This is a genomic window from Ruegeria sp. D6 (genome assembly GCF_056534365.1).
Map to the genome: position 1 here is coordinate 24,924 of NZ_JBQFPH010000006.1, position 11,988 is coordinate 36,911.

Here is an 11,988-nt window from a genome sequence, read left to right on the forward strand (position 1 = left end):
GATCAACACCACATATTTCTATGACGCGATAGGACCACGGAAAGCATGACCGGTACCTCCCCAAATTGGCTAAGATTGCTTCCTTACTTCGTCACCGCATTGGTGATGGTCCTGGTCTGGTCCTGGTATCTGACTGATCTGGGTGTTGGGAATATCTATCACTACGATGAATTCTACACTTATGACCGCAGTACAGGCTTTGCGCGCAATGGGGACTGGCTGGCGGTTTATTCCAACAACGAACCTAGCCTAAAAAAACCGCCCATGCAGTATTGGATGTCTGCACTGCTGATGGAGTTTGGCGTATCTGATATTCTGGCCTTGCGCCTGCCGTCGATGATCTTTGCGCTGGGCGCGCTGATGGCAACGGCCGTACTGGCGCGGGTGATGATCCCGGACAGCCCCTGGGCCATGCTGCCTTCGGTCCTGCTGGTGGCCACGTCGCTTCAGTTCTGGCAACACGCCACATCCGCGATGCTTGATACCGGTGCGGTTTTCTTTTCGACCCTTGGAATTGCAGCCCTGCTGGCAGCATTGGAAAAGCCGAAATACTGGCCTTATTTCGGCGTAACTCTGGTGTTGGCCGCTTTGCAGAAAAGCCCAACCCCGCTGGCCTTTCTGGCGCTGGCACTAGTGACGCTGAAGTTGACCAACAGATGGCAGACGGAACCGTTCAGCGAGATCTGGCAGAACAGAACGTTTCGCCGGACGCTCAAGATTGCGATCCCGCTGGCCTTCGCCTGGCCGATCCTGCAAGAGCTTCGGTTCCTCTTTGGCGACTCGCTTGATGGCAACATCAAAGGCGAGATGCTGGATCGTTTTCGCCCATCGCTCAGCGATCGCGGCTTCGGGAAGCTCTATGATCTGATCATCTCGGGCGAGCCGTGGTTGCGGCTGCTGGGTTTTGTCGGCATCTGCGCTCTGCCATTTCTGCAAAAGCGGCCCAGACTTCTTGCTGCAACAGGGATAGCCGCGTTCTTCATTATCATGATGTGGGCCGCAGCCGGCAAGGTTTATGCACGCTACACCCTGCTGATCCTGCCGATGCTGATGGTCGCGGCAACCGGTTTGTTGTTTTCGGTCAAGCGCCTGCACTGGGCCGGGATGGTGGCCGCGCTGGGTCTGGTCTTTGTTGCAGGCGGCCTGTTCTATGACCGCGATGCCACCGATCTGGGCAAGGGTCGCGTGCGTTTGGGCGTGCCCGAGGCCGAGATTCTGACCCCTTTGGGTGCAATGCTGCAACCGGATGAAACCCTGCTGCTCTGCGCCTATGACCGCAAGTTGCGCGTACCGCCCGGGGCCGCATCGGTCTTTGCTTCCAACGGTAGGCGCTTTGTCTATCTCAGACGGCTGGAGCTGCACAAATACCTCGACAGGTTCGGCTATACCACCGGCCCGCTGCGAGGGCTCTGTTCGGAGGGTGAGTTGTCTGAGCTGGCACCTGACCTGATCGGGCTCGAGACGCAGCCAACTGCGGTTGACGGTTTGGTCTATTGGTCAGCAACCGGTGTCACGCCCGCCCCTGAATAGGAGACACGGTGCAATCCGCCCCATCGCTGAACAATGCCCCAACAAGTTGCGCAGATGTTGGCCTGCGATGCGGTGGCCACTTGAATTTTCGCCGTTGATCCCGCAAAAGCCCTGAGACTGAAACAAGTAAAGCTATCCACTATGCATGCTGATCATGATGCCAACGCTGACAATCGACCCACTGTGTCGATCGTGATTCCCATGCATAACGAACAGGGGGCTGTTCCTGGTCTTATCCAGGGCATCTGCACTGCTGCGACCGAATTGCCCGCGTTCGAGATTGTCGCGGTTGATGACGGATCGACCGATGGCACTTTTGCGGCGCTGCAACAGATGCAGAAAGACTGTCCGCAACTGCGCATCCTGCAGCACAAAACGGCCGGTGGCCAAAGTGCTGCCGTGCATTCCGGCGTCAAGGAAGCACGCGCGGATATCTGCTGTACGCTGGATGGCGACGGACAGAACCCGCCGGAAGAGCTGCCAAAGATTTGGGCGCCGCTGGTGTCGGGTGGTGATGCCTCGATTGGCCTGGTGGCGGGGCAACGGGTTGGCCGGCAAGACACTGCGTCAAAGAAGCTTGCCTCGCGCTTTGCCAATGCACTGCGGGGCTGGATGCTGAAAGACGGCACCCGCGACACCGGCTGCGGTTTCAAAGCGTTCCGACGGCAGGCTTTCCTTGATCTGCCCTTTTTCAATCATATGCACCGTTATCTGCCCGCCCTGTTTAAGGCCTATGGCTGGAATATCGCGCTGGTGGATGTGGCGCATCAGCAGCGTTTGTCGGGCGAATCCAAATACACCAATTTCGGGCGGGCCATGGTCGGCATCTGGGATCTGTTCGGCGTCGTCTGGCTGACCCGCCGCGCCAAATCCGTTTCCGCAACCGAGGCGTCCCGGTCATGAAAGAAACCATTCTGGAAATCCTGCACGTCGACAGCCCGACCGAGGCGCTCTGGGTCTTTATCGGTCTGGCCGGTCAGCTGATGTTCAGCGCCCGGTTTATCGTGCAATGGATCACGTCCGAGCGCGCCAAGAAATCCGTCATCCCGATGGCGTTCTGGTACCTTTCGATCGGCGGCGGGCTTATCCTGCTGAGCTATGCGATCTATCGCCGTGACCCGGTCTTTATTCTGGGTCAGTCGATGGGCCTGTCCATCTACCTGCGCAACATCTTCCTTATTCGCGCTGAAAACCGCTGATTGATCGTAACGCTTCTTTACGACCTGCCACCCATTACAAGTTTGTCGGCGGCACCCGTTCAGCGGGTAGCGGCCTACGGCTGCGTTGTGTGAACAACCTCTTATTGTTTCTGAAATTTTCGTGCTAGTATCCCGCGAATAGATTTTCAGAATTGTACTCGGAGGATATTTTCTCTTGCCCGATAGCTCACCCCGGTTGTTCAGATTGCGCCCTTTGGAAAAGGCGGATCTGGGAACAGTTGCGCGCTGGTTTCAGGATATCCATGACCTGGCCCTGTTCGACCGTACGTCGCGCATTCCGCAGAACCTGGTACAGACCGAGCAAAATTGGGAAGACGCGATAAACGCCTCAAAGGACTGCTGCAAATGCTGGTTCGCAATCGAATCTGACAGTGGTGATCTGGTGGGGATGACCGGGCTTGAAGCAATTTCCAGCGTCAACAGGGATGCGGTGGTTCCGGTTTTTGTCGACAAATCCATCCGTCGACATGGCGTGGCGGTGCGTTCGGTTGCGCTGATGCTGGATTTCGCATTCCGGCAATTGGGGCTGAACCGTATCACCTCGTATTACCGGGCCGACAATCACAGCAGCCGCGATCTGATCCAGCGAATCGGCTGCGAGATCGAGGGCACGATGCGTCAAGCCTGGTTCGCGGATGGGCAGTTCCATGACATGGTTGTCGTCGGCATGTTGCAGCAGGACTGGATCGCGCGTCGAGAGGTGCTCGCGCAGGAGTTAGGCACCCAAACAGTGGTCAGTTTTGATGCCTCTGGGTGGTCTTGGCCCCCCGATTCCGGTGCAGATACCTAAAATGTTACGTATTCTGAGTCATTTTTTGCTAAAACAGTCCTGTCGGATTCGACATGACAACACAATTGAGTATTGCCAGTGAACACGACCGGTTCGGACGCATCAATAAAACAGAAACTAGGCGCGGTGCTTTTTGCCGACGTTGTCGGCTATTCCCGCCTGATGAGCGAGAACGAGATGGATACGTATAACGCGTTGAAGTCTTTGCTTTCGCAGCTTGAATCGGCTTGCTCAAAGTATCAGGGCAAAATCATCGAAGTGCGCGGTGACGGCATCCTTGCCTTATTCGACACGGCGACCAGTGCAGTAGAGTTCAGCATCGAACTGCATCGGATCGCTGCGGAACATAATCAGGCGCGGGATGACGAGCACAACATCAAATTTCGCGCTGGCGTTCACATGGGCGAAGTTCTGATGGACGAACGCGGCATCCATGGTGACAACGTCAATATCGCTGCCCGCCTGCAGGAGATTGCCGAGCCAGAACGGGTTTATGTCAGCGCAGCCGTCTATGAACAGATCCGTAACCGCCTGCGCTATGGCTATGAATTCCTCGGTCCCAAGCAGCTCAAGAACATCATGTCTCCGGTCGCGACCTACTGTGTCCGAACCGAGGTCGAGGGTGCAACAATGGCCGCAACCCTACGTCCTGAGATGCAGCTGGAAGTGCTTGAAAGGCCCGATAACCCGTCGGTTGCGGTGCTGCCCTTTACCAGCCAAGGCGGGGATGAAGATGACAGCTGGGTCGCCGAAGGGCTGACCGACGACATCATCATGAACCTGTCCAAGTTCCGGAACCTGTTCATCATTGCCCGGAATTCCTCGTTCTTCTTCAAGACCCAGTCGATGTCGCCGCAAGAGGCCGCTCGGCGTCTGAACGTGCGCTATATCGCGCGCGGCAGTGTGCGCCGCTCGTCCAGTCGTATCCGGATCACGGCCGAGCTAATCGACGCCAACACCGAACGCACCATCTGGGGTGAACGGTTCGACCGTAAGCTCGATGATATCTTCGACATCCTGGATGAGGTGACCGAGTGCATCGTTGCCGCCACTGCAGTCATGATCGAGTCGCATGAAAAGCTGCGCATGGTGCAGGCAATCCCGTCAGACCTGCGGGCTTATGGTTCGGTTCTGCAGGGGCAGCACCATATTTTCAAATACACCCGCAACGACAACCGCAAGGCGCAGCATTGCTACGAATCCGCGCTTGAGCGCGACGGCGGGTATGCACGGGCCGCGGCGGCGCTGTCACGCACGCTCAACATCGATTGGCGCTATTCCTGGACCGAAGACCCAAACAGCGCGCTGGACAAGGCCCTGTCGCTGGCTCAGCGCGCGGTGGAGCTTGACCCCACAGACGCGCGCGGGTTTGGAGAGCTGGGCTATGTGCAGCTTTATCGTAAAGAGCATGACTCGGCGATCGAATCCTACAAACGCGCCCTGCAGCTTAACCCCAACGATGCGGACATGCATTCGGACTACGCCGATGCGCTGGCCCATTGGGGCGACAACGAAACCGCCATCAAACATCTGCAGCAGGCGATGCGCCTGAACCCCTATTTCCCCGATCAGTACCTGTGGCATCTGGGCGGGGCCTATTACAATCTCAAACGCTATGACGACGTGATCTCATGCGTGAACAAGATGAACAACCCGACCGAGGGGCAGCGCGTGCTGGCCGCCAGCTATGCCCATAAGGGCGAGCTGGAAATGGCCCGCCAGATCGCCGACAAACACCGCGCAGCGCATCCCAATTTCTCATTGTCGCGCTGGGCCAAGGTTCAGCCAGACCGCCTGTCCGACGACACGCAGCATTTTGTCGAGGGACTCAAAAAGGCCGGGTTCTGAGCTGCTGCCCGATCTCGCCTATAAAAATCAACTCGCCTGTTCGCGGTCGAACTGCATGCGTAACCGCCTGACTTCATCCATTTGTTCATGCGACCAGAAGACGAGCGGTTTCAGCATTTCAAGCAAGCTTCTGCCCAAAGGTGTCAATTCATAAGACACTGCCACTGGCGGTCCGGGATCGACGGTGCGGGTCAAATAACCATCACGTTGCAACCCGCGCAGGTTTTCGGTCAACACACTTTGTGTGATGTCTCCGATACAGCGCTTGAGATCGCCAAAGCGTTTCGGCTCATCCTCCAGCGCAAGGATGATGATCATCCGCCATTTGCCCGTCACATTGGACAGTACGGAACGGATTGAGCAGTTGGAAGCTTCTGCCTTGTTGGCAACACCAATTGGTAGCATATCAATCTCTGGTATTGTTTCAAAACTTAATCGCACAATAGCGTCACGTTGGCTTCGGTACAACTCCCTGAAAATTCGGACAGTAGCCTCAAGCATACCAGGTCATTTTAAAGTACGTAATTGAAATGTAGTATGGATTTGCTACCACGTATCCAGTAGATACGAATCACAGGAACTCAACATGTCCCCCAAAGAACTTGTAATCGCACTTTTTACGGCTGCCTTTGCTGAACATGACCCGCAAGCAGCGCTACAGCTCGTTACCCCGGACTATATTCAGCACAACCCGCAAGTCCCGACCGGAGCCGAAGGCCTGGCCGGCCTGATCCCTTTGGTCGAACAATCCGGGATGACTGCAACTACCCACCGGGTCATCGCCGAGGGCGATATGGTTGTATTGCACAGCACGTTCGACAACGCGGACGCTTTTGGTGCACCGACCCTCGCCGCCTTTGACATATTCCGCGTCGAGAATGGCAAAGTTGCTGAACATTGGGACAATTTGCAGCCCGTTCCTGAAACAACAGTGTCGGGCCGTGGCATGACAGATGGGCCGACCGAGATCACCGATCTTGAGAAAACAGAAGAAAACAAGGCGCTGGTTCTGGGGTTTGTGCGTGACGTTCTGGGCGGTGCCGCGCCCGAGAAAGCTCCGATGTATTCCGAGGTCTATATGCAGCACAATCCAATGCTTGCCGATGGGATCGATGGCCTGATCGAGGGCACCAAAGCCTGGGCAGAGCAGGGGAATGTGATCACCAAATTCGAGCCGCAGATTGTGGTGGCCGAAGGCAACTTTGTCTTTGTCGCCTCAGATGCCACCGTCAGCGGGAACCCTTGGGCCTTCTTCGACCTATGGCGCGTCGAAGATGGAAAGATCGTTGAACATTGGGACGTCGTTTCGCCTACGCCAGCCGAAATGGCGCACGAAAACGGCAAGTTCTGATCTTCGAAAGGGATGGCGGGTCAGGCATAAATGGCCCGCCAACCCAAAGCAGACGTTGGAATAAAACCAAACGTCAATCGGTCAGGATCATTTCAACCTTCCTATTCACCACGTGCCTTTGCGCCGCTGACTTTGGCACCTGACACCTTAGCACCGGACACCTTGGCCCCGCTGACCTTGGCGCCCGAGACCTTGGCCCCGCTCACCTTGGCGCCCGAGACCTTGGCTCCGGACATCATGGGTGCGTCATACTCAAAATAGACGTCCAGCAGCACGTCTTCGATCTGACCGGCTGCGATATCCATGCGGATGGTGTAATCGGCCTGATCGTAGTTCCAGACGCGGATGTCATTGGCCATCTGGTAATCCGCTGCCGCGACGCCCGAAACCGAGGGGTTCATCGGCGCGCGTGCGGCCTGTTGCGTGGTGTCCGGCGCGTTAGCGTCATTGCTGGTCTGCAGCTTGAAGCCATGGGGCAGGTTGCCACCCGTCGCGCTCTCGCCTTCGCCATGCACCAGAAAGATCGTGGGTTCCGGCATCTCGTAATAGGTGCCGTCATAGGCGAAGCCGTAAATCCGGGCCAGTCGTGCATCGCCTCCGAACTGGTCCCCGATGAAATTATTGACGCCACGACCCCTCCGGCGGCCATCCTGTTCGATGAACAGCTGCTCCGAGTGACGGTTGGCGATCTGCTGCCAGTGGGTATGTTTGAACTGACGTCCACGACGGATGTAGACAAACGAGTCGTGCGGAACCTTCTTCCGCTTGTCGAACTTGAACTTGTCGCCGTCCTTGATGACCTTGTAGATGCCGGACTTTTCGTTTGCCGCATCCCCGACCTGGACCAGAACACGATCGTCTTCCCGGACATGTACGCCGTCGATTTTGGTGAATTTCTTACTGAAGTCGTAGTCTTCCTCAACCTCTTCGGCCAACCGGACCGAGCGTTGTTTCAGTTTTAAATCACTTAACTCTCGCCCAAACAGTAATACCTCGGAAAAACTGAGTAAGGACTCAGACATATCACTTTCTCCCTATCGGGGGTCGACGCTGCCGATTGCCTCGCCTGTCCCGGTTTGCGCATTCAGTGCGCGTTGAATGTCACTATTATCACCCCGTGCGCGTAACCTGCCACAATAGCGGGGGAAAAACAAAGACTTTAAGGTTCATTCACCTCGGGTGACAGCGTACGAACCGACGCGGCATGGCTCGTGCCGTCGGGCTTGGTCAAACGGGGGCCGGGCGCTGTCAAACCGATGTGGCGCATGCGGAAATTGCCTTCGATAATCTGCCGGAATGCGCCGCCGGTGACCTCGTGATCGACCATGACCAAGGCGCGTTCAACGCCGAAGTAGCTCAGCATATCGGGGTCCAGTTTCTCCCACGCATCTGCAAGATAGGACCCCAGCAAATCACGCGCTTCGATCAGGGCGACCCGAAAGCCTTCGGGGTCGGCTGCGTAATGTTCGTCGAACAGGTCCTGCATGATCGCGTTGTATTCGTCGGTCCCTTCCAACTCGTCCGAGAGCTCCTCCATCTCCGGGTCGATCACGTCATGTGCTACCAGTCGTTCGTGGTAGATATCGACCAGAATATCGAACATCGCCCCGGTCAGTGGTTCCGACAGGGCGTGTTCGCTGGACCATCCATGCGAGAATTCAGAAAGCGTCCGGTCATTGGCGGCGATCCGAATTTGCGAGTTCTGCGACAGCTCGGCAAAGCGGCTCAGCCGGTTATAGGTATAAAGGTTGCCGCGCGTGTTTTTCAGCAATTCATCCACGACCGAGCCGAAATGCAGCGACGCCAACAGCGCCACCATATCGGCCGCCGATTCATGGAACCCGTAATACTCGCCGGTCGCATCCTCTTCGGACGGCATGCCGACCACGCTGTAGATGATGGCATGGCCGATCTCATGCGCGACCACATCGAAGTTCAGGCTGTAGGGGCGGTATTCGTCACCGATATCGCGAGTGCCACCGGTTTCCAGAAATCCCCAACCGATATGCGCGTTATCTAGACTTGGCAGCAACGATAGCTCAAGCCGCTCGAAATCACGCGCGAAATGCCAGGGGATCGGGCGATTAAAATAGCCCTCCCACACATCCATGGTGAAATGGGCCGCTCCGAACAGATGGGCGGCTTCAAAGGCCGGGTCCTCGGGATCGATATGGATGAAATTGCCAAACTCATCGGGCTCGGGCGGCGGCAGGATATAGCCGTCCCAGGCGGGCAGATACATCTCGGGGCCGTCTTCACCCTCGATCATCGCGCCATAGGGGGTCGTTTTGTCGACCGGGTACATCGCATACATGCGGGGGCCCGATGGGCCTGGGCCTATGGTCCCTTGCGGGGCCGATATTTCAACCAGTTCGGGCTTGGAATTCGGCTCTAAAAAGGGCGATTGCGGATATAGTAAGAACCGCGTGCCGGGGGGGTCATTCTCTGAATAGTCGGGCCAGATTGCCAATTTTCCCTCCCGTTATCCGCCGGCGTGCAGACCGGCTGCCAATCCGGGCTCTTGGTCAACCGGATCGCCACCAGCTTGGCAAAACATGAACTCGGCGGCAATCAAATCAACCAAGGCATCGCGCCCCTCAAGGCCAAGCCCGATCGCGTAGGAGTCAAGATCATCCGGCACCCTCTGGTCAAGACGTGTTTCAAAATACCAGATCAAGGCGCGCGTTCGAATAGCAGCGTTGCTTTGGTCCGGCGGCAACGCCGCTTTGCGCTGGGCCCGGTCGCGCAACGCGCTGTAGTCGCCCGAGCGTCGAAGCTCGGCTAGCAAAGCGGCATCCATTGTCTCGGCCAGCGTTTGGATTGCGATATCGACACGGGATTTGTCGGCCAGCATCGCCTCGTACTGCGTAAGGGTCAGGTCATTTTCTTCCAGCCATTCAAGCAAATCCGCGTGGCGGGGTAGCCGGGCCTCCAGCCGATGTTCGGTCATCTGCTTGACCACGGCGTCTTTATCCGGGTCCAACCCCTGTCGGAGGGTCTCGTCCTTGGACAGCAAGCCTAACGCTGCGCGATCACGCAGATGCGCGTAGAGAACCGGATCAAGCCGCAGCTCATCCACCAACGCCCGCGCCTCGCTATCCTGTTGTGCGGCTTCCCCATCCACACGGGCGCAGAGGTCACGCCAGACCAGCGTCCGTTCGGTGCGATGTGCGTCTGACACATTCGTTCCAGCATTCAGAAAGCGGGCCATCTCAGCCAGCATCGTGCGGGCGTCGTCCCCTTTCGCATCCACCTGCCCCTCGGGCAACCATCGTAGAAAGGGTTGCGGGTCAGAAGTGCCCTCAAGGATGCGATCCCAAACCCGGTCACGGTAGTGCAGGTTTTTCGCCTTTTGCTGCAACGCGTCGCCCGTCTCTGACGACAACACACCCGCTGTCTTGGCTTGCGCAATGGTGGCGCGGATCGAGACCATAGGCTCGCTCAGCGGTGGAAAGCCAAGCTCGGCAGGGCCGTGCAGCACCGCCACCTCGTCATCATCTTCGATGGCACCATTCAGGTAACCCTCAAAAATCTGGCCGATCCCGATCATCCCGAAATCCGCCAGCTCTGCCGCGCGCAGCGCACCCATGCTGGCACTGCCAAAGACCGGTATACCTTGCTCCAAGGCCCACAGGATTTCCTTGTGCCAGACCGAGGGCACCCCGTCGAAATACCCGTCTATAATCCCGATCGCACGCGGCTTTTCCCGCACTGCCCGATACACATCGCCCTGCTGAACCGGGGGTAGGATAGTGGCGTTCAGATGTTCGCGCACGGCTTCGGCCCGTAGCGTCGGCCCGACAAAAACAACCACACTCATGACATCACCGCTCGCGCACGGGGGCCTGCGACAAAGTCGGGATCGTCATGGGGCGCTTCCAAGCCCGGTATCACCGCGCGCACCACTGCGATGTCAATTTCGGGTCGCGACAGATCAACAGTGACCACCTGATCTATGCCTGCCTCGGACAGGCGCGCCAGCAACAAAGACAGGTCATCCGTGAAAGATCCGGTCACGTAGGTTGGGCATTCGGTGAAATCACCGATAGGCGCCGAGCCATCGATCAGTTCGCGGATGTATCCGCTGCGCCAGTTCCGGGCAGTGTCCGAGAACTCTTCCGGGTCCAGATCATCCCGCGCGCCCGAGATATAGGTCAACCGTGTTTGCGCCGCCTCGGTCAGCGCCCGCAGCAGGGCAATGGCGCGATCCGGGTGGCAGCCGTCGCCGATGCCGATATGGCCCGTCGTGCTTCCGCCCTCACAGATCGCGCAGCGAAAGCTGGCGATGCCGATGTCCGAGGTCGTTTCCCAGATTCCCAAATCCAGCCCCGCCGCAGTAATCTGTTCCATCGCCTCAAGGCAACGCGGGTCGTCCACTGTACGGGGATCAACACGCGGGGTTGCGCCCCGGTGGTGCCACAGCGTTGTGGCGTCACGCTCGATCAACTCGCAGATCGCGTGGCAACTGGCTTCGGTCACGTTGTTACCGGACGCCAGCCCGTTTGTCGTTCGCGGAAACGCCCGCTGCCCAGCCACGGGCGAGGTGGTATAATCGGTGTCCACCATCTCATACGGCACCCAGCAGGGCTGGCCCGAGGGCAGATCGCGCCCCAGCACCCACAGTATCGCCTGATGAGGGTCGAACTGCCCGCCGGTGACGCTGGGCAGACGGTCGGCATCGATCACATACTCCACCGCCAGATCAGCAAAGCTGGACAGCCGTAGCGGCAGTTCGATCCGCTCTGCGTGCCAGGATTCAATCGCTTCCATCACGCCCGAAGCCCGGGCTGCGCTCAGCGACAGCCCCTTGCCCAGCGACACCGCGACCGAGCGCGAGTTTGGCCGCGTCACCATCACTGTCGGCAATCCAACCCGGTCCAGCCCCGTCAGGTTGGCGATCCGGGTTATGCCCATCTGCTTGAGAAACGGTTTGACGATGGCCAGGGTCTCTTCCGGGTCGCGCAGCCGGTGGGTGTCTAGCACATAAGACTTCTGCGAATTCCCGGACATCCAAATGACCTTGCCAAATATCTGATAAACCACCGTAACCCGCCGGGCGGATCATGTTGGCGTCAGGATGCGGGATGAATGCGTAGTGGTCAACCGCGCACCGGCCCGGCAATCCACGCTTGCATGACCCGCGCGCTGCCGTTAAACGAGCTTCCGCATCGCCTCAATAGCTCAGCTGGTAGAGCAGGTCCTTCGTAAGGACAAGGTCGGGGGTTCGAGTCCCTCTTGAGGCACCATCC

At 57.8% G+C, this 11,988-nt stretch carries 11 protein-coding genes and 1 tRNA gene; 7 read left to right on the top strand and 5 right to left on the bottom strand.

The features are described from left to right. The first annotated feature begins 45 nt into the window (after positions 1 to 45). The 5 genes from ACR0A1_RS17945 (at position 46) to ACR0A1_RS17965 (ending at position 5,388) form a co-directional block, all read left to right on the top strand. Entirely contained in the window at positions 46 to 1,530 is a 1,485-nt protein-coding gene (locus ACR0A1_RS17945) for an ArnT family glycosyltransferase (RefSeq protein WP_480868658.1), read from the top strand. Between the two features lie 141 nt (positions 1,531 to 1,671). Further along, positions 1,672 to 2,433: a glycosyltransferase family 2 protein gene (locus ACR0A1_RS17950; RefSeq protein ID WP_170407982.1), complete on the top strand. Its 762-nt coding sequence runs from the start codon at positions 1,672 to 1,674 to the stop codon at positions 2,431 to 2,433. Next, on the top strand, positions 2,430 to 2,729 hold the full coding sequence (locus ACR0A1_RS17955) for a lipid-A-disaccharide synthase N-terminal domain-containing protein (protein ID WP_039542759.1): 300 nt from the start codon (positions 2,430 to 2,432) through the stop codon (positions 2,727 to 2,729). Before ACR0A1_RS17950 ends, ACR0A1_RS17955 begins: the two co-directional genes overlap by 4 nt. 175 nt (positions 2,730 to 2,904) lie before the next feature. Continuing rightward, positions 2,905 to 3,540: a GNAT family N-acetyltransferase gene (locus tag ACR0A1_RS17960; RefSeq protein WP_170514276.1), complete on the top strand. Its 636-nt coding sequence runs from the start codon at positions 2,905 to 2,907 to the stop codon at positions 3,538 to 3,540. Between the two features lie 78 nt (positions 3,541 to 3,618). Further along, positions 3,619 to 5,388 (top strand): adenylate/guanylate cyclase domain-containing protein, encoded by a 1,770-nt coding sequence (locus tag ACR0A1_RS17965; protein WP_170407986.1) that lies wholly within the window; start codon positions 3,619 to 3,621, stop codon positions 5,386 to 5,388. Positions 5,389 to 5,415: 27 nt separating this feature from the next. Here the strand turns inward: ACR0A1_RS17965 and ACR0A1_RS17970 are convergent, their stop codons facing one another. Further along, positions 5,416 to 5,889: a winged helix-turn-helix transcriptional regulator gene (locus ACR0A1_RS17970; RefSeq protein ID WP_480868661.1), complete on the bottom strand. Its 474-nt coding sequence runs from the start codon at positions 5,887 to 5,889 to the stop codon at positions 5,416 to 5,418. An 85-nt stretch (positions 5,890 to 5,974) separates the two neighbouring features. Between ACR0A1_RS17970 and ACR0A1_RS17975 the strand changes: the two genes are divergently transcribed. Then, on the top strand, positions 5,975 to 6,739 hold the full coding sequence (locus ACR0A1_RS17975; protein WP_170425438.1) for a nuclear transport factor 2 family protein: 765 nt from the start codon (positions 5,975 to 5,977) through the stop codon (positions 6,737 to 6,739). Positions 6,740 to 6,840: 101 nt separating this feature from the next. Here ACR0A1_RS17975 and ACR0A1_RS17980 read toward each other — a convergent pair whose 3' ends face one another. From ACR0A1_RS17980 to ACR0A1_RS17995, 4 genes are all read right to left on the bottom strand, one after another. Then, on the bottom strand, positions 6,841 to 7,761 hold the full coding sequence (locus ACR0A1_RS17980; RefSeq protein ID WP_170397991.1) for a pentapeptide repeat-containing protein: 921 nt from the start codon (positions 7,759 to 7,761) through the stop codon (positions 6,841 to 6,843). A gap of 137 nt (positions 7,762 to 7,898) precedes the next feature. After that, positions 7,899 to 9,209 (bottom strand): gluzincin family metallopeptidase, encoded by a 1,311-nt coding sequence (locus tag ACR0A1_RS17985; protein WP_170397993.1) that lies wholly within the window; start codon positions 9,207 to 9,209, stop codon positions 7,899 to 7,901. A 12-nt stretch (positions 9,210 to 9,221) separates the two neighbouring features. Beyond that, entirely contained in the window at positions 9,222 to 10,559 is a 1,338-nt protein-coding gene (locus tag ACR0A1_RS17990; RefSeq protein WP_480868663.1) for a TfuA-like protein, read from the bottom strand. Beyond that, positions 10,556 to 11,749, bottom strand: a complete 1,194-nt coding sequence (locus tag ACR0A1_RS17995; protein WP_170514659.1) for a YcaO-like family protein — start codon at positions 11,747 to 11,749, stop codon at positions 10,556 to 10,558. The genes ACR0A1_RS17990 and ACR0A1_RS17995 overlap by 4 nt, the downstream gene beginning before the upstream one ends. Positions 11,750 to 11,909: 160 nt before the next feature. Between ACR0A1_RS17995 and ACR0A1_RS18000 the strand changes: the two genes are divergently transcribed. Beyond that, positions 11,910 to 11,985 (top strand) — tRNA-Thr (locus tag ACR0A1_RS18000). Positions 11,986 to 11,988 lie beyond the last annotated feature (3 nt).

Coding starts and splice junctions, on each gene's coding strand:
- ACR0A1_RS17955 (WP_039542759.1), top strand. CDS start 2,430: ATGAAAGAAACCATTCTGGAAATCCTGCACGTCGACAGCCCGACCGAG.
- ACR0A1_RS17945 (WP_480868658.1), top strand. CDS start 46: ATGACCGGTACCTCCCCAAATTGGCTAAGATTGCTTCCTTACTTCGTC.
- ACR0A1_RS17975 (WP_170425438.1), top strand. CDS start 5,975: ATGTCCCCCAAAGAACTTGTAATCGCACTTTTTACGGCTGCCTTTGCT.
- ACR0A1_RS17950 (WP_170407982.1), top strand. CDS start 1,672: ATGCATGCTGATCATGATGCCAACGCTGACAATCGACCCACTGTGTCG.
- ACR0A1_RS17980 (WP_170397991.1), bottom strand. CDS start 7,761: ATGTCTGAGTCCTTACTCAGTTTTTCCGAGGTATTACTGTTTGGGCGA.
- ACR0A1_RS17995 (WP_170514659.1), bottom strand. CDS start 11,749: ATGTCCGGGAATTCGCAGAAGTCTTATGTGCTAGACACCCACCGGCTG.
- ACR0A1_RS17970 (WP_480868661.1), bottom strand. CDS start 5,889: ATGCTTGAGGCTACTGTCCGAATTTTCAGGGAGTTGTACCGAAGCCAA.
- ACR0A1_RS17990 (WP_480868663.1), bottom strand. CDS start 10,559: ATGAGTGTGGTTGTTTTTGTCGGGCCGACGCTACGGGCCGAAGCCGTG.